General features: G+C 47.7%; 20 protein-coding genes and 1 tRNA gene. 17 read left to right on the plus strand and 4 right to left on the minus strand.

Annotated elements, in window-relative coordinates:
• Positions 1 to 173 precede the first annotated feature (173 nt).
• From NOM72_RS03135 to trxA, 5 genes are all read left to right on the plus strand, one after another.
• Positions 174 to 1,847: an AMP-binding protein gene (locus tag NOM72_RS03135; protein WP_035396576.1), complete on the plus strand. Its 1,674-nt coding sequence runs from the start codon at positions 174 to 176 to the stop codon at positions 1,845 to 1,847.
• Between the two features lie 71 nt (positions 1,848 to 1,918).
• A complete protein-coding gene (locus NOM72_RS03140; RefSeq protein WP_023468997.1) occupies positions 1,919 to 2,497 on the plus strand; it encodes a fatty acid metabolism transcriptional regulator FadR in 579 nt (192 codons plus the stop codon).
• Positions 2,498 to 2,571: 74 nt separating this feature from the next.
• Entirely contained in the window at positions 2,572 to 3,345 is a 774-nt protein-coding gene (locus NOM72_RS03145; protein WP_023468996.1) for an electron transfer flavoprotein subunit beta/FixA family protein, read from the plus strand.
• Between the two features lie 13 nt (positions 3,346 to 3,358).
• A complete protein-coding gene (locus tag NOM72_RS03150) occupies positions 3,359 to 4,324 on the plus strand; it encodes an electron transfer flavoprotein subunit alpha/FixB family protein (RefSeq protein ID WP_035396582.1) in 966 nt (321 codons plus the stop codon).
• A gap of 161 nt (positions 4,325 to 4,485) precedes the next feature.
• Positions 4,486 to 4,797, plus strand: coding sequence for a thioredoxin (gene trxA / locus NOM72_RS03155; protein WP_023468994.1), 312 nt, complete (start codon positions 4,486 to 4,488; stop codon positions 4,795 to 4,797).
• A 60-nt stretch (positions 4,798 to 4,857) separates the two neighbouring features.
• On the opposite strand, the gene NOM72_RS03160 is transcribed toward trxA, so the two are convergent.
• Positions 4,858 to 5,235 (minus strand): VOC family protein, encoded by a 378-nt coding sequence (locus NOM72_RS03160; RefSeq protein WP_023468993.1) that lies wholly within the window; start codon positions 5,233 to 5,235, stop codon positions 4,858 to 4,860.
• A gap of 14 nt (positions 5,236 to 5,249) precedes the next feature.
• Positions 5,250 to 6,572 carry a dihydrolipoyl dehydrogenase family protein gene (locus tag NOM72_RS03165; RefSeq protein WP_023468992.1) on the minus strand — a complete coding sequence of 441 codons (1,323 nt, stop codon included), beginning with the start codon at positions 6,570 to 6,572 and terminating at the stop codon, positions 5,250 to 5,252.
• A gap of 82 nt (positions 6,573 to 6,654) precedes the next feature.
• Here NOM72_RS03165 and uvrC point away from each other — a divergent pair, with 82 nt between their 5' ends.
• Positions 6,655 to 8,439, plus strand: coding sequence for an excinuclease ABC subunit UvrC (gene uvrC, locus NOM72_RS03170; RefSeq protein ID WP_255997763.1), 1,785 nt, complete (start codon positions 6,655 to 6,657; stop codon positions 8,437 to 8,439).
• A gap of 39 nt (positions 8,440 to 8,478) precedes the next feature.
• On the opposite strand, the gene NOM72_RS03175 is transcribed toward uvrC, so the two are convergent.
• Positions 8,479 to 9,093, minus strand: a complete 615-nt coding sequence (locus tag NOM72_RS03175; RefSeq protein ID WP_023468990.1) for a PH domain-containing protein — start codon at positions 9,091 to 9,093, stop codon at positions 8,479 to 8,481.
• Positions 9,094 to 9,210: 117 nt separating this feature from the next.
• Positions 9,211 to 9,630, minus strand: coding sequence for a YslB family protein (locus NOM72_RS03180; protein ID WP_023468989.1), 420 nt, complete (start codon positions 9,628 to 9,630; stop codon positions 9,211 to 9,213).
• Between the two features lie 213 nt (positions 9,631 to 9,843).
• Between NOM72_RS03180 and NOM72_RS03185 the strand changes: the two genes are divergently transcribed.
• The 11 genes from NOM72_RS03185 (at position 9,844) to NOM72_RS03235 (ending at position 17,419) form a co-directional block, all read left to right on the plus strand.
• The gene (locus NOM72_RS03185) at positions 9,844 to 10,461 is read left to right on the plus strand and encodes a succinate dehydrogenase cytochrome b558 subunit (RefSeq protein WP_029342294.1); all 618 of its coding nucleotides are present in this window, start codon (positions 9,844 to 9,846) and stop codon (positions 10,459 to 10,461) included.
• A gap of 19 nt (positions 10,462 to 10,480) precedes the next feature.
• Positions 10,481 to 12,244 carry a succinate dehydrogenase flavoprotein subunit gene (sdhA, locus tag NOM72_RS03190; protein WP_255997766.1) on the plus strand — a complete coding sequence of 588 codons (1,764 nt, stop codon included), beginning with the start codon at positions 10,481 to 10,483 and terminating at the stop codon, positions 12,242 to 12,244.
• Complete coding sequence (sdhB, locus tag NOM72_RS03195) at positions 12,244 to 13,050, plus strand: succinate dehydrogenase iron-sulfur subunit (RefSeq protein WP_023468986.1); 807 nt, start codon at positions 12,244 to 12,246, stop codon at positions 13,048 to 13,050. The genes sdhA and sdhB overlap by 1 nt, the downstream gene beginning before the upstream one ends.
• A 56-nt stretch (positions 13,051 to 13,106) precedes the next feature.
• Positions 13,107 to 13,562: an acyl-CoA thioesterase gene (locus NOM72_RS03200; protein WP_023468985.1), complete on the plus strand. Its 456-nt coding sequence runs from the start codon at positions 13,107 to 13,109 to the stop codon at positions 13,560 to 13,562.
• 65 nt (positions 13,563 to 13,627) lie between these two features.
• Complete coding sequence (locus NOM72_RS03205; RefSeq protein ID WP_012371023.1) at positions 13,628 to 13,891, plus strand: phosphocarrier protein HPr; 264 nt, start codon at positions 13,628 to 13,630, stop codon at positions 13,889 to 13,891.
• A gap of 86 nt (positions 13,892 to 13,977) precedes the next feature.
• A complete protein-coding gene (gene racE, locus NOM72_RS03210) occupies positions 13,978 to 14,784 on the plus strand; it encodes a glutamate racemase (protein ID WP_023468984.1) in 807 nt (268 codons plus the stop codon).
• On the plus strand, positions 14,785 to 15,540 hold the full coding sequence (rph, locus tag NOM72_RS03215; RefSeq protein WP_058713783.1) for a ribonuclease PH: 756 nt from the start codon (positions 14,785 to 14,787) through the stop codon (positions 15,538 to 15,540).
• The gene (locus NOM72_RS03220; RefSeq protein ID WP_023468982.1) at positions 15,537 to 16,130 is read left to right on the plus strand and encodes an XTP/dITP diphosphatase; all 594 of its coding nucleotides are present in this window, start codon (positions 15,537 to 15,539) and stop codon (positions 16,128 to 16,130) included. Before rph ends, NOM72_RS03220 begins: the two co-directional genes overlap by 4 nt.
• Positions 16,131 to 16,135: 5 nt before the next feature.
• Positions 16,136 to 16,645, plus strand: coding sequence for a metallophosphoesterase family protein (locus tag NOM72_RS03225; RefSeq protein ID WP_035396591.1), 510 nt, complete (start codon positions 16,136 to 16,138; stop codon positions 16,643 to 16,645).
• A 73-nt stretch (positions 16,646 to 16,718) separates the two neighbouring features.
• Positions 16,719 to 16,792: transfer RNA gene (locus NOM72_RS03230), tRNA-Arg, on the plus strand.
• Between the two features lie 102 nt (positions 16,793 to 16,894).
• The gene (locus NOM72_RS03235) at positions 16,895 to 17,419 is read left to right on the plus strand and encodes a hypothetical protein (RefSeq protein WP_231681742.1); all 525 of its coding nucleotides are present in this window, start codon (positions 16,895 to 16,897) and stop codon (positions 17,417 to 17,419) included.
• Positions 17,420 to 17,421 lie beyond the last annotated feature (2 nt).

A 17,421-nucleotide genomic window follows, 5' to 3' on the forward strand; every position in this document is an offset into this window, starting at 1 on the left:
TCTTTTTCGGAAACGAGAAAGGGAAGTACTGCTTTTTTGTATGATTCTCGATTGAAAGAATCGAAAAAAAAACAAGCAGATTCGATTTCTTTTTTTGGATTTTACTGGCATGTCGAATTGGAATCAACGTATAATAAAAATGAATAGTAATTCATTATCTGGGAGGGAAACGTATGGAATCCGTTTGGTTATCTGATTATCCCGAGCAAGTACCCGCATCGATTGATTATCGAGAATTACCTCTTTATCAGGCACTCGATGAGGCAGCGACCGATTTTCCAGAACAACGTGCCTTGAGTTTCTTAGGAAAACGTATGACGTTTCGTGAAGTACGTGACGAGGCCCGCGCACTTGGGAGCCTGTTACAAGAGCACGGACTAAAAAAAGGGGATCGCGTCGGACTGATGTTACCGAACTGTCCCCAGTATATGATCAGTTATTATGCGGTTCTCTATGCAGGTGGTATCGTCGTCCAAGTGAATCCACTCTATACAGACCGTGAACTTGAACAGATTCTCGTCGATTCGGGAGCACATCTACTCGTGACGCTTGATCTACTTTATCCGAAAGCGTCTCGTGTCAAAGCGGCGACGACACTTAAGACGGTCGTGACGACAAGTATCGCGGATTACCTTCCCTTCCCTAAAAATAAACTGTATCCGATTAAAGCACGGAAAGATAACAACATCATCATTGATACGACAGGTTCGATTCCGTTTTTATCTTTGCGGGGGTATGAGCCGATTACACCAGTCGCGATTCAACCGAAGGAGGACGTCGCAGTTCTCCAATATACGGGTGGAACGACAGGCGCACCCAAAGGTGTCATGTTGACACACTTCAATTTGAGTGCAAACGTCGAACAGATTGACAAGTGGTTCTATAAATATAATCGAGGAGATGGACGGAAGCTGTTAGCAGTCGTTCCTTATTTCCATGTCTATGGCATGACGTGTAACCTCAATTTCGGCATATTTAATGCCTATGAACAAATCATCGTTCCAAAATTCGATATTGAACAGGTACTCAAGACGATTCATAAGGAAAAACCGAATCTGTTCCCAGGTGCTCCGACGATGTATGTCGGTCTATTGAATCATCCGAAGCTGAAGAAGTATGATCTCTCTTCGATTGAAGCCTGTATTTCTGGTTCAGCTCCACTACCTGTCGAAGTGCAGGAAAAATTCGAAGCGCTGACGGGTGGGCGGATCGTTGAAGGATACGGTCTGTCTGAAACGAGTCCGGTGACGCATACGAACTGTATCTGGGATCGTCGGATTCCTGGAACGGTCGGTATTCCGGTGCCCGATACGCAAGCGAAAATCGTCCAAGCAGACGGAGAGACACCAGCTGCTCCAGGTGAGATTGGTGAGATCATCGTCACAGGTCCGCAAGTCATGAAAGGATACTGGAAACGACCAGAAGACACGCAAGCGGTTCTGCGAAACGGTTGGTTGCATACGGGAGACCTTGGATATATCGGTGAGGATCATTACTTCCGAATCGTCGATCGGAAAAAAGATTTAATCATTGCTTCTGGATTCAACATTTATCCACGTGAAGTCGAAGAAATCCTATATGAACACCCAGCCGTCAAAGAAGCGGTCGTCATCGGTGTTCCAGATGTCTACCGCGGAGAGACCGTCAAGGCGTTCATCGTCGTCAAGGATGAGATGACGGTCACGGAAGAAGAACTCGATCAATTCTGTCGTAAACAGTTAGCATCGTTCAAAGTACCGAAGCAGTACGAATTCCGGCAAGAGTTACCGAAGACGTTCGTTGGTAAGATTCTCCGCCGTGTTCTCGTTGAAGAAGAACGTGCCAAACAACTCGAAGAAAGCAGTTGACAGGATAAAATGGCATGATAGAATAAATATGAATGAACCATCATTCATTTTATGCGTTAGGAGATAGTGGAATGAAACGAACAATGTCAAAGAGTGACCGCATCATTGATGCCGCCGTAAAAGTCATCGCTAAGAACGGCTACCATGGAGCGAAAGTGACTGCCATTGCAAAGGAAGCCGGAGTTGCGGATGGAACGATTTATCTGTACTTCAAGAATAAAGAACATCTCTTGATTTCGCTCTTCCAAGCGAAAATGGGAAGTTTCATCGAATATTCCGAAGGACAAATCGCGAGCCATACGTCAGCGACGGAACAATTGGCAGCATTGATCGAGGCGCACCTCGAGCAATTATCCGTCGACTATGATTTAGCGGTCGTCACGCAGATCGAATTGCGTCAATCGAACCAAGACATGCGTCAAAACATCGCTGCCGTCTTGAAACCGTACTTGCATCTGATTGACCGAGTCGTCAAGCACGGGATGACGACAGGTGAGTTTTCAAACGAACTCGATTATCGATTAGCACGTCAGATGATTTTCGGAACGATCGATGAGGTCGTGACGAGCTGGATGGCAAGTGGATTCAAATATGAGTTGCTTGAGACACGTGACGGGATTCATCGGATGTTGATCAAAGGGCTGAGTTAAGCCCTTTTCATGACAACAATCATGTAAGCGGATACAAAGAATGATGGTGAATAGACGACAAGGGGGAGCATGAGATGGAAATCTATGTACTGTTGAAACGCACGTTTGATACGGAAGAAGCAATCCAACTCGAGAATGGTCAAATCGATGAGGATGGCGCTGAGTTCATCATTAACCCGTACGATGAGTATGCGGTAGAAGAAGCGATTCGTGTCCGTGATGCACAAGGGGGAACGGTGACGGTCGTGACGGTCGGACCGGAAGATGCGGACAAGGAATTACGAACAGCACTCGCAATGGGAGCGGACCAAGCAGTTCGCATCTCGATTGAAGATGATATCGAAGAGGCAGATCATTTCACGATTTCTGAAGTGCTCGCTGGTTATTTGAAGGAACAAACGGTTGATCTCGTCATCGCCGGAAACGTCGCAGTTGATGGCGGAAGTGGTCAAGTAGCACCACGCGTCGCAGAATTACTCGACATCCCTTATGTGACGACGATCACGAAACTAGAGCTCGACGGTACGAAAGCTGTCGTAACACGCGACGCTGAAGGGGATACGGAGACAATCGAAACAACACTTCCGTTACTCGTGACTGCGCAACAAGGGTTGAACGAACCACGTTACCCAAGTCTTCCGGGGATCATGAAAGCGAAGAAAAAGCCGCTAGAAGAACTCGAACTTGATGATCTCGAACTGGATGAAGACGAACTCACACCACGTCTAGAGACGATCGAGCGTTTCTTACCACCGAACAAAGCAGCCGGTAAGATCCTTGAAGGTGAACTAAACGAGCAAGTCGCACAGCTCGCATCATTATTACGCAACGAAGCAAAAGTGGTCTAAGGGGGAGAAACGAATGACAAAAGCATTAGTACTCGCAGAATCACGGGATGGCAGTTTACGGAATGTGTCGTTTGAGGCAATCGCAGCAGCGCGACGTGTCGCTGACGAAGTCATCGCAGTCCTGATTGGACACGATGTTGCAAAGGATGCGGATGCACTAGCATCACGCGGAGCGGACCAGGTGCTCGTCGTCGAGGATGAGCGTCTTCTACACTACACGCCAGACGGTTACGGACAAGTCTTCCTCGAGTTGATGAACCGGACGTCACCCGACGTGCTCGTCTTCGGACATACGTCGCTCGGCAAGGATCTATCACCGAAAATCGCGGCAAAATTGCAAGCCGGTTTGATCAGTGACGTGACGGCGATTGAAGGGGAAGGCGCGGATGCGTCATTCGTTCGCCCGATCTACTCGGGGAAAGCATTTGAAAAAGTCAAAGTCGCAGAAGGCAAGACGCTCTTTACGGTCCGCCCGAACAACATCGATCCACTCGAAGCAGGTAGTTCACAAGGGACGGTCGAGTCGGTCACAGTCGAACTGAAGGATTTACGGACGATCGTCGCAGACATCGTACGCAAAGCAACTGGCGGCGTTGACTTATCAGAGGCAAAAGTCATCGTCGCAGGTGGACGCGGTGTCAAGAGCTCGGACGGCTTCGCACCGTTACAAGAACTAGCAGATGTCCTCGGAGGAGCAGTCGGTGCTTCGCGTGGTGCTTGTGATGCGGATTACTGCGATTATGCCCTTCAAATCGGTCAGACGGGGAAAGTCGTTACACCGGACCTTTATATCGCGTGCGGGATCTCAGGTGCGATCCAACACTTAGCAGGGATGTCAAATGCGAAAGTCATCGTTGCGATCAATAAAGACCCGGAAGCGAACATCTTCTCTGTCGCGGACTATGGCATCGTCGGAGATTTGTTCGACGTCGTGCCATTATTGACAGCAGAATTCAAAAAAATGCTCGTTCACGGATAAGTTTGAAGGCCGGTACCATTATCATGGTACCGGTTGTTTTTGCGGATTTTTCGCGTGAGCAGTTTCGTTTGTTGGAAGAGACTGCTATGATATACTCGAATCAATAAAGAGATCACCCATTTTTTTACCGGGTCGATCTACTCATTAGGAGGTTATGATCAATGGCAATCGTACACGCAACTAGCCAATCATTTAAAGAAGAAACACAAGAAGGACTCGTCCTTGTTGATTTTTGGGCAACATGGTGTGGACCATGTCGTATGCTCGCACCTGTTCTTGAAGAACTCGATGCTGACATGCAAGATGTAAAAATCGTCAAAGTCGACGTAGATGCAAACCCAGAAGTAGCTGGAGCATTCCAAGTTCAAAGTATTCCGACACTCGTTCTCTTCAAAGATGGACAACCTGTCAACAAAACAATGGGCTTCATGCCAAAAGACGCACTTAAAGAATTTGTTGAAACATCTAACTAATTCTTTCCTGCATATCAAAACAGACCGTTCTGCACAGGCAGAACGGTCTGTTTTTTTAGATTACATTGGCGTACAAAGTTCAATCAGGTGACCATCGGGGTCGAGGACATAGGCGACGACTTGCCCCCATGGTTTTTGAGTAGGAGCGAGGATGGTCTCATATCCTGCCTCCACCACCTTCTGAAAAAGAGTCGGGACGTCATCCGTGATGAAACCAATCTCTAACGTCTGTTGTGTTTTTCCACTTGGTATCGGGTAATCCGGAATCAACTGTTGCACGTCTTCACGCGTATTGAAGGCGAGTGTCGTCTGACCGGTCTCGAACTCGATGTAGCTCCCGTGCTCCGCCTTGACGGGTAGTCCAAGAACGTCTCGATAGAATGCCAGCGTCCGTGCCGTGTCTTCAACGTATAAAATTGTATAGCCGTATTGGATCATCCAAAAGCCTCCTGTCAATCCTCGAATAACGAAGCGATGTCTGAAGCAGGTGTCGGGTAAGCGAATCCAGTCTGTTGCATCGAAGTACTTGGAATCCGGTGCTGCATCGCAAACGAGAAATAGTTTGCTAGTTCCGCTGCATTGACACCGATGAAGTGTGCGCCAAGGACTTGATCATCTTCCCCGACGAGCACTTTCGCCCGAGCGAAACTGTCCTTGATCCGTGCGTTCGTTTGCCAAGCGGACGTATCAATCAAGCGACCACGATAAGGAATACCTGCTTTTTTCAAAGCAGCTTCCGTCTCACCAACGAGGGCGAGGTTCGGCGCGGTGAATACGACGCTAGGTACAGGAAGCAGCTCTAGTTTCCGATTGTTCCCTTCGAGCATGTTATCAGCAGCGAGTCGTCCTTCGGTTCCAGCGAACGGTGTCAAGGCAGGATTCCCGCTGACAGCGACGTCTCCTGCAGCATAGATATGTTCGACGGAAGACTGAAGGTACGCATTGACATGGATTCCTTTTTCGTTATGCGCAACGCCAATGGCTTCGAGACCAAGCTGGTCGATACTTGCGACACGTCCAGTCGCATTCAAGACGATATCTGTCTTCAAGACGTCGCCGTTCGATAAATAAAGGGATTCCTCTTCGTAAGCGACGACTTCTGCTTCTTTGATGATCGAGATACCAAGTGCCCGTGTGGCTTCTAATAGCACATCGACCAATTCGCTCTCGAATTGTTTTAAGGCGTTAGAACGTAAGACGATCGTGACGTCTGCGCCAGCAATACGAGCGAGATGGGCGAACTCGAACGAGATATAACCGCCACCGATGCAGACGAGTCGGCGTGGAAGTTCTTTCAGTTCAAGAAACTCATTACTTGTTATGAAACGCTCACTACCGGGTACAGATAATTCGCGAGGTCGTAAACCGGTTGCGATTAAAAACTGTTTCCCTTCGATTTCTTCTTCACCAATTCGAAGACGATGTGAAGACACGAAATGCGGTTCTCCATGGAAATAGTCGATGTCCGTTTCCGCGTACCGTTTTCGAGTTTGCTCCGGGATGGCGCGTGTGTATTCATTCTTTCGCTCCATCAATTGGCGCCAATCAATCGAAATCAGACCCTTTACACCGTATCCGAGCAATCGCTCGACCGCATCTTTCGTCTCACTACCTGTCAGTAAGATTTTTTTTGCGTCACATCCACGCTGTGCGCATGTACCTCCTGGAGTGAAATTCTCAACGATGGCAACACGTAGTCCTTTTTCGATGAATTTATAAGCCGCTTGATTTCCAGCAGAACCTGTTCCAATCACAATGCAATCATATGTACGCATTTTTCATCCTCCGTATGTCATAATCAATGTATGGTATTTACCCGAACGAATAAAACTAAAAACGGTGAAAGGAGACATTTATTTGGGACATCAAGAACATATCAAAGCGAAACTATCCCTTTTGCCGGATGAGCCGGGATGTTATCTACACAAAAACGAATTCGGCGAAGTCATCTATGTCGGAAAAGCAAAAAATCTCAAAAACCGAGTCCGCTCTTATTTCACGGGAGCACATGATATTAAGACGGAACGTCTCGTCGCGGAAGTCCGTGATTTCGAATACATCATCACAGCCAGTGAACTCGAAGCGTTGCTGCTTGAGATGACACTAATTAAGAAACATGATCCGAAATACAATATCATGCTGAAGGATGATAAATCTTACCCGTACTTGAAAATTACGAATGAGACCTATCCACGATTGATTACGACACGTAAGTTAAAAAAGGACGGCGGTCATTACTTCGGTCCGTATCCGAATGCGTATGCAGCGAACGAAACAAAACGTCTGTTAGATCGTTTATATCCGTTACGTAAATGTCAGCCGATGCCGAAGAAACTCTGTCTGTATTATCATATTGGACAATGTCTCGGCCCATGTGAAATCCCGAATCTTGAATCGGAACAAAAAGCACTCGTATCGGAAATCCGACGGTTCTTGTCGGGCGACACGAAGGAACTCGTTGAAAGCTTGAAGCACAAGATGGCGGAAGCAGCCGAGACGATGGAATTCGAACGTGCCGGAGAATTGCGCGACCAAGTGCGAGCGATTGAATCGATCATGAACAAACAGAATATGATTACAGCAGATTTGACGTCGCGTGATGTATTCGGGATTCATGTCGATAAAGGCTGGATGTGTGTCCAAGTGTTCTTCCTCCGTGGAGGAAAGATGATCGAGCGCGATGTCTCGCTCTTCCCGATCTATGGTACGCCGGCAGAAGAGCTCGAGAGCTTCATCGTCCAGTTCTACGAAAAGAACATCAAGCCAAGTGAAGTCTATGTACCGCCACTCGTCAATCAGTTGTTACTCAAAGAGGCGCTATCGATTAAAATTCACGTTCCGGTCCGAGGATCAAAACGGAAATTACTTGATTTAGCGACGAAGAATGCTGAAAATGCGATCTCGGAACGCTTCGAGTTGTTAGCGAAAGACGAGAAACGGACCGTTCAAGCAGTTGAAGAACTCGCCGATGCGATTGACGTTCATCCATTGTCCCGGATCGAGATCATCGATAATGCGAACATTCAAGGAGCAGACGCCGTTTCGGCACTCGTCGTCTTTGAAGACGGTAAGCCACTTAAAAAGGAATACCGAAAATTCAAGATTCGAACAGTCCAAGGACCGGACGACTATGAATCGATGCGAGAAATCGTGCGTCGGCGTTATCGACGATTGTTACTTGAAGGAGCGCGCCTTCCGGACCTCGTCCTGATTGACGGAGGAGTTGGACAGTTGAATGCTGCTTTAGAAGTCATTCAAGATGAACTCGGCTTATCCCTTCCAGTCGGGTCATTAAAAAAGGATGACAAACACCGAACGAGTCAATTGTTGTTTGGAGAAGGAGCACAGTTAATTGAACTAAGTCCGCGTTCGAGTGCGTTTTATTTGCTCCAACGCATGCAAGATGAAGTCCACCGGTTTGCAATCACGTTCCACCGCGCGCTCCGCTCGAAAGGGATGACCCGTTCCTTGCTCGACGAGATTCCAGGAGTTGGACCGAAACGACGCCAGCAGTTGATTCGTCATTTCGGATCGATGCGCAGCTTGCGACGCGCAACGATCGAACAGTTGGCGGAAGCAGGATTACCTGTCAAGTTAGCGGAAACCGTCGCTGAATATTTAAGTCAAGCGAATGAAGAATGAAAAAAGCCGTCCTCTTGAAGAGGGCGGCTTTTTTAGTGATTAGTTGTTGATGTACTTTTCGTAGTATGAACCAAAGTCACGCTGGTTCCACTGATGGTAGTGACCTTGTAGCCACTCGAAGGATTGTTCAGACAACTCCTTGAATGTTTGCGGTACGTTCATATCACCTTGACGAAGTCCGCCGAGAATCGTGACCGAATGATTCAATGAGCTGTTCGCGAACTCGAGCATCTTTTGTCCTTCATACTGTTTTTCAGCGATGGCAAGAAGTGTTTTGTAAAGATCTTTCACATGTTCGAGTTGTTTTTTATCGACGTCGATCGAATAATGTTTGCCACCGATCTCGAATTTGATCTCGACATCAAGATCGACCGTTCCCGCCGTTTCGAACATGACGTGGCGAATCGGATAATGTGCATACGGATAGCGGTAGAGTACACGTTTTGAACTGACGGCACTTTCTCCATCGAGGTGAATCAAAGCCAGATTCGTAAAGCAATACTCGTCAGATTTAGATTTGATCAAGAAGTAGATTTTCTCGCCGTCTTCATGTAAGACATAATCGTCAGCGGCTGCTTTGTCGAAATCATCAGGATGAATGACTTGTCCGATATCACTGAATCCCGTTAAATCTGCTGCTAGTTTTTTGAACATGTGAAGTTCCTCCTCGCGATTTGTGTACGAATGACTTTACGAGCACTTACTGCAAAAAGTTTCATGAATCTACTTCGATGTTGAAAATCAAGATTCCTGTCACGTTTTATGTAAATTTCACTTGAGCGGTTCAAGTGGATCTTTAGGATCGATTTGGACCGTGATTTGAACGAGCTCTTTAGTTAACTCGGCATATCCTTCCGCGACACATCCGTTAAAACGGGAGAACTGTTCAGCGAGGAAACCGGCTTCGAGTTGGAAGTATCCATGTGGTCGTTCATCTCTCGTCGTATCAGGAGGAGACAGCACGAACAAGACGACCGTGCCTTTACGTTTCTTGATTTCGAGCGTTCCCCAACCTGCTTGTTCAAAAAATGAGGCTAATTCAGATTCATCTACGACAGGGAATTGACGCGCTAGACGTTTACCTGCCCAGTAGATGACTTGCCGATAATCCGATCCGAGAAGATCGGTCAGCACATAATCTCGGATCAATTCGATACCGAAAAGTGGTGTTTGTTTTGGTGTAGCATCCATCATGATTCACTCCTATCTGTGAACCATTATACCGAGATGATTCTTGTCGGTCATTGTTTTCCTAAAAAAATTTGCAGTTAAATGCAACGGCTCGGGTTGTCTTCTAAAAAGGACAGGAGTAGAATAAGTGATGAAAAGACGAATTTCCTTATGAAAGCGCTTTTCTACCAAAATGCGCCAACGGTTGATTGGCAAACAAAAGGGGGGATTTGGATGGCGAATCATCGTGATTTCGTGAGTCGTAAAATACACTCACTGCTCGGCGTCATTCCAATCGGGTTATTTTTACTTTCGCACTTAACGACGAACTACTTCATCGTACGTGGTGAGGAAGACTTCAATAAGGCCGCGGAATTCGTGGGGAACGTTCCGTATCGATTGTTCTTAGAGATCTTTGTCATCTTCATTCCAATCATCTTGCATGGCGTCTACGGTGTGTACATCGCATTCACCGGATCTGCGAACACAGGGCGTTATACATACTTCCGGAACTGGATGTATGTACTGCAACGGTTCAGCGGTGTATTCCTTGTCGTGTTCATCACGTGGCACGTTTGGGAAACACGGATTGCCGCTGCGATGGGAACACCAGTCGATGCAAGCATGATGCAGAACATCGTCGATAACGGATTCATGCTCGCGTTCTATATCGTCGGGATCTTGGCGACGACATTCCACCTTGCGAACGGACTTTGGACGTTCTGCATCACATGGGGAATCACGCAGTCACCAGCATCTCAACGGGCGATGTCTTACGTGGCAGCACTCGTATTCATCGGTTTATCGTTTGTAGGCGTACGCTCGATCTTAACGTTTGCAGGCGTGTTGTAAGGAAAGGGGAACTGACAACATGGCGAACAAGAATCTTGTCATCATCGGCGGAGGGCTTGCCGGTCTGATGGCTACGATAAAAGCAGCGGAGCAAGGCGTACCAGTTAAGTTATTCTCACTCGTACCCGTCAAACGCTCACACTCTGTTTGTGCACAAGGTGGCATCAACGGAGCGGTCAATACAAAAGGGGAAGGCGATTCACCATACCAGCATTTCGATGACACGGTATACGGTGGGGACTTCCTCGCAAATCAACCACCTGTTCAAAAAATGGCGGAAGCAGCGCCGAAAATCATTCATATGTTCGACCGGATGGGCGTCATGTTCAACCGGACACCGGAAGGCTTACTCGACTTCCGACGTTTCGGCGGAACGTTGCATCACCGGACGGCATACGCTGGAGCGACGACAGGACAACAACTGTTGTACGCATTAGATGAACAGGTTCGTAAGTTCGAAGCGCAAGGTTTGGTAGAAAAATATGAAGGATGGGAATTCCTTCGTGCCATCATCGATGACAATGGCATCTGTCGTGGAGCAGTTTGTCAAAACCTCCGGACGATGGAAATCGAGGCATTTGCCGCGGATTCTGTCATCCTCGCGACGGGTGGTCCTGGGGTCATCTTCGGAAAATCGACGAACTCGGTCATCAACACAGGACAAGCTGCAGCTGCTGTCTATCGTCAAGGTGCGATCTATGCGAACGGTGAATTCATCCAAATTCACCCGACAGCGATTCCTGGAGACGATAAGTTACGTCTCATGAGTGAATCAGCACGAGGTGAGGGTGGTCGCGTCTGGACGTATAAAGACGGTAAGCCTTGGTATTTCCTCGAAGAGAAATATCCGGCATACGGAAACCTTGTTCCACGGGATATCGCGACACGTGAGATTTTCGACGTCTGTGTCAATCAAAAACTCGGCGTCAACGGGGAGAACATGGTCTATCTGGATCTATCGCATAAAGACGCAAAAGAACTTGACGTCAAACTCGGTGGGATCCTTGAAATCTACGAGAAGTTCGTCGGTGACGATCCACGAAAATTACCAATGAAGATATTCCCTGCTGTTCACTACTCAATGGGTGGACTATGGGTCGACTACGATCAAATGACGAACATCCCTGGATTGTTCGCAGCTGGTGAATGTGATTATTCGATGCATGGTGGTAACCGTCTCGGAGCGAACTCACTTCTCTCTGCGGTATACGGCGGAATGGTCGCTGGACCATCAGCCATTGCTTATATGAATGAACTCGAGACATCGGTTCATGAGATGAGTGAGGACGTGGTCGAAGCGCATAAAATCGAAGAAATCAACCGCTTCAACGATATCCTATCAATGGAAGGTACGGAAAACGCGTATCAAATACACCGTGAGCTTGGAGAAATCATGACGGATAACGTCACGGTCGTCCGGTACAACGATAAGCTCGAAGAGACACTGACAAAAATCAAGGAACTCCGCGATCGCTTCACACGCATCTCGGCAACGGATACAGCACGTTGGAGTAACCAAGGGGCATCGTTCATCCGTCAGCTCGATCACATGCTCGACCTAGCTGAAGCAATCACGCTCGGTGCTTTAAAACGTGACGAGAGTCGCGGAGCGCACTATAAACCGGACTTCCCGGAACGTAATGATGAACAGTTCTTGAAGACGACGATGGCACGTTACACGAACGGTCATCCGGAAATCTTCTATGAAGACGTCGACACGTCGTTGATTCCACCACGGAAACGCGATTACAGCAAGAAGTCGAAGAAAGAGGTGAAAGCATAATGGCGACACCACTCGAATCATCTACTACGCAAAAATCGGTTCAATTCATCGTTCAACGTCAAGATGGACCTGATGGTAAACCGTATGATGAAGCGTTTGAAATTCCGTACCGTCCGAACATGAACGTCATCTCTGCTTTAATGGAGATTCGCCGGAACCCTGTGAATGCAGCCGGTGAAAAAACGACACCGATCAACTGGGACATGGGTTGTCTAGAAGAAGTCTGTGGCGCTTGTTCGATGGTCATCAACGGTACACCACGTCAGTCGTGTACGGCACTCGTTGATAAACTCGAACAACCGATCCGCCTTCAACCTATGCAGACGTTCCCGATCGTTCGTGACCTTCAAGTCGACCGTCAACGCATGTTCGATGCGCTGAAGAAAGTCAAAGCATGGGTCCCGATCGATGGAACGTACGACTTAGGTCCAGGACCACGGATGCCAGAGAACAAACGTCAATGGGCATATGAGTTATCGAAATGTATGACGTGTGGTGTGTGTCTCGAGGCATGTCCGAACGTCAACGATCGTTCGACATTCATCGGACCAGCATCGATCTCACAAGTTCGTCTATTCAACTCGCATCCGACAGGTGCCTTCCACAAGGAAGAACGCCTTGAAGCGTTAATGGAAGATGGCGGGATCATGCAGTGCGGTAACGCTCAAAACTGTGTTGAGGTTTGTCCGAAAGGGATTCCGCTGACGACTTCAATCGCGGCGATGAACCGTCAGACGACACTTCATTCATTCAAAAAGTTCTTCGGTAGTGACGAAGGACGAACAGGTGAAGCCGTTAGTTCATGATTTATCAAAGAAGGAGCTTGCTCCTTCTTTTTTCATTCAGACAGGAGGAACTCATTGTGCGCGTACCAGCTTATATTCCAGAACTTGAGTCATGGCTTGAACAGATGAAACATGGCACACGACTCGACGTCGCTGTTCGTTTTGCGGAGACGGATGCCTATGGTCATATGAATAACCGAGTACCGTTCGTCTATTTTGAAGACGTTCGGACATTGATGTTAGAGGAAACAGGATATTCGCTTGCAGAAGACGGCATTATCGTCGTCGCCGATGCTCAGTGTAACTATATTCGCCAAGTCTATCCACGGGCGCGTCTCGCTGTCTATGCGTATCCGGTACATGTCGGTAGTGCATCGTGTGACGTCCACTATGCGGCATTTGATGAGCAAGGTGAATTGATGTTCACGGGACGGACATCTATGGTACAAATCGATCGTTCGGGGAAAGCATTCCCATGGAGTGAAGCGTATAAAAATTCCTTGCAGAATCGATTCGAATCCGTTATCATTTGATAATGAGTTCACATATTCGAAAACGACTCACTAGTACGTTATTAGTGAAGGGAGATTTCTTAATCATGGAAAAAACATTCAAAGTCATCGCGGATTCAGGCATTCACGCTCGTCCGGCTACTCAGCTCGTCAACACAGCTTCTAAATTCCAATCAGACATCAACTTGGAATACAACGGGAAGACTGTCAACTTGAAGTCAATCATGGGTGTTCTTTCACTCGGAATCGCGAAAGATTCAGATATCAAAATCGTTGCAAACGGTGACGATGCTTCTGAAGCAATCACGACTCTTTCAGATATGCTGACTAGCGAAGGTCTTGCTCAGTAATCCTGTAATCGTACATTCTCGGACGCCGGTCTTGCACCGTCGTCCTTTTTTGTTACCATAGGAAAGAGAGAAAGAGGTGGAGAAGAGTGAATCGAGCGATTGGAGTACTGGATTCCGGAGTCGGTGGGTTGACGGTCGCACGTGAATTGATGCGACAGTTGCCCCATGAGCGAATCATCTATGTCGGGGATACATTGCGGTGTCCGTATGGTCCTCGTCCAGAAGAAGAGATTCGTGAGTTTACGTGGGAGATGATTGATTATCTCGTGCAACAAGATGTGAAATTGATCGTGATCGCCTGTAACACAGCCACGGCTGTCGTCTTAAAAGAAGCGCGAGAACGTTTAAATATACCTGTCATCGGTGTCATTGATCCGGGAGCCCGCGCGGCAGTTAAGGTGACGCGTACGAAACGAATCGGTGTCATTGGAACGAAGATGACGATTACAAGTAATTCCTACGAGAAGGCGTTACGCCACGTCGAAGGGCAAGTCGTCGTCGAATCGTTAGCGTGCCCGCCATTCGTTCCGCTCGTCGAGTCGATGCAGACAGATGGTGCGTACGTCGAACGTGTCGTTGCCAATACATTACGACCATTGATGAATTACGATATGGATACATTGATCCTCGGGTGCACCCATTACCCGCTTCTAGCAGATGTGATTGGACGGGTCATCGGACCAGGCGTCCAGCTAATCTCTTCAGGAGACGAGACAGCGCTCGAGGTGGCAGCACTACTTGATTACAATACGATTTCAGCAGATGTGACACAAATTCCGGAACATCGTTATTACGCGACAGGCGATATCCGCTCATTTGATCAGATTGCGACGGACTGGCTCGATCAGACCATCCATGCGGAGCGCATCGTGCTTGGAACGGAGGAAGATTAAATGCGGATAGACCAACGAACGGCGGATCATCTCCGTCCTATTCAATTATCGATTGATGTCAATAAACACGCAGAAGGTTCTGTCTTGATTGAACTGGGAGATACGAAAGTCCTCTGTACGGCGACCGTCGAGGAGAAGGTGCCACCGTTCCTTCGCGGTAAACGCCAGGGCTGGATCAATGCGGAATATTCGATGTTGCCGCGTGCGACGGCTCAGCGGACCGCACGAGAAGCCGTCCGCGGCAAACAGACGGGACGGACGATGGAAATCCAACGTCTGATCAGCCGCTCGCTTCGGGCCGTCGTTGATTTAGAGAAGCTCGGGGAACGAACGATTTGGATCGATTGTGACGTTATTCAGGCAGATGGCGGTACACGAACGGCATCGATCACTGGTGGTTTTTTGGCACTCGTCCGAGCAGTCGATCAATTGATTCAAGCGGGAAAACTGACAGATACACCGATCAAAGAGGGCATCGCAGCCATCTCGGTTGGAATCGTCGAGTCGAATGTCTTGCTCGATCTATGCTATGAAGAGGACGCTGCGGCGGAAGTCGACTTCAATCTCGTCATGACCTCATCGGGTAAAATCGTCGAGATGCAAGCAACAGGAGAAGAGTCGACATTTTCCCGTCAAGAGATGCTCGAAATGCTCGAACTTGGGGAAAAAGGTATTAAGGAACTGATTGAGGCTGGCCGTGAGGCACTCGGTGTCTCTTGGTGGTATGTAGGAGAAGAAGTGGGGGAACATAGATGAAGGTCATCGTCGCAACACACAATGCAGGTAAAGTGAAGGAACTTGAAAGCATGCTGGGTCGTCTCGGTTATACGGTCGAGTCGTTACTCGATCACGCCGATGCTCCGGAAACGGATGAAACAGGTGAGACATTCGAGGAGAATGCACTTTTAAAAGCAACAGAGGCAGCAGCCTACTTTGGCCACGCGGTACTTGCTGATGATTCAGGTCTTGAAGTCGATGCTTTAGATGGCGCTCCCGGCGTCTACTCAGCACGCTTCGCGGGACTTGAAAAGTCGGATGCGGCGAACAATGCTCTACTACTTGAAAAGTTAGAAGGTGTTCCGGAGGAAGAGCGGACGGCGCGCTTCGTTTGTGTACTCGCGCTAGCGAAACCAACGGGTGAGACATTGACGGTTCGTGGAACGATGGAAGGGCGAATCGGTTTTGAGGCGTCGGGTTCGAACGGTTTCGGTTATGATCCATTGTTCGTCACAGAAAGCGGACAGACGGCTGCTGAATTGACGAAAGAAGAAAAAGCGATGATTAGTCATCGTGGCAATGCATTGCGCAAGCTCGAACAGGACTTAACTACTTTCTTAGGAGTGTGATGAAGATGAGAGCGTTGATCGTTAGTGATAGTCATGGACTAGAACAAGAACTGCTTACGATATTCGAACGTCACCAAGACGTAGATGCGGCATTTCATTGTGGGGACTCCCAATTGACGCGCGACATCGAATCATTATATCCATATCGTGTTGTGCGAGGGAATTGCGATTACGGACACGATTTTCCGGAAGAAGTCGTATCGGAAATGGATGGTCATACCATCCTCTGTGTCCACGGGCATCGGCAGGACGTCAAATACAGTCTAGATGTCTTACAGCATCATGCGAAGGAAAAGCAGGCGGACATCGTCTTATATGGTCATTCCCATGTGGCGAAGGCTGAATATCGGGACGGTGTGTTATTCATCAATCCAGGTTCAATCCGGATGCCACGTCATCGACCAGACAAGACGTATGCGATTCTTGAAGTGGATCAAAACCGTTATTCTGTCGATTTTCTTGATGTGAACGGTGACCCGGTAAATGCCCTTCATCTGGACGGAACATTTTTGTAATAAAATAATTGCAATGTTTGTAATGTGATTGACACGAAAGAATTGTTCTAGTATAGTTTATTCGTGTTGACACGTCCCAATAGCTCAGCAGGATAGAGCAACGGCCTTCTAAGCCGTCGGTCGGGGGTTCGAATCCCTCTTGGGACGCTATAATTAAAATAGAGACTGCCCTTACGAGGGTGGTCTCTTTTTTTTATTCCGATTTTCGATTATAATTAAGGTATCATGAACTCGAAAGGGATGAATGCTATGTGGAAGAAAGTTGGAGCAGTCCTTGTGCTAAGTACGTTTCTTGCTGGATGTAGTGAGATTTCAAATACAGTCGACGATGCAAAACAACAAGTCAACGATGTAAAAAATAGTGTCGATTACGCTGGAGAACTTCAAGGCATTGCAAAAGATACAGCACAAGTCACGTCAGATTTGTCGGCTTCCTTGAATGAGGCGGCTACGACAGCGCGTGAATCTGCGAACCCTGAACAGGCACTCGATCAACAAATCGAAAAGTTGAAGGAAAACGGAACGATTGATCAGTTCAATCAAGAACTGGATCAAATCGATCAACGATTAGCGGGACTTGAAAATCCGCCGCAAGAATTGCAAAATTTAAGTGCAAAACTCGAGCAGTACGTGAATCAATCGGAAGATATCGCTCGATTACTTGAAGCTGACGTCTCATTAGATACGTTGAATCGATTAGGAATCGAGCAGGCGGGACAACTTCAAGAAGCGATCACGAACTGGACGTCTTTACTCGATCCATTTACGAAATAAGA

It is taken from the genome of Exiguobacterium sp. LL15 (assembly GCF_024436095.1).
Lineage (GTDB): Bacteria > Bacillota > Bacilli > Exiguobacteriales > Exiguobacteriaceae > Exiguobacterium_A > Exiguobacterium_A indicum.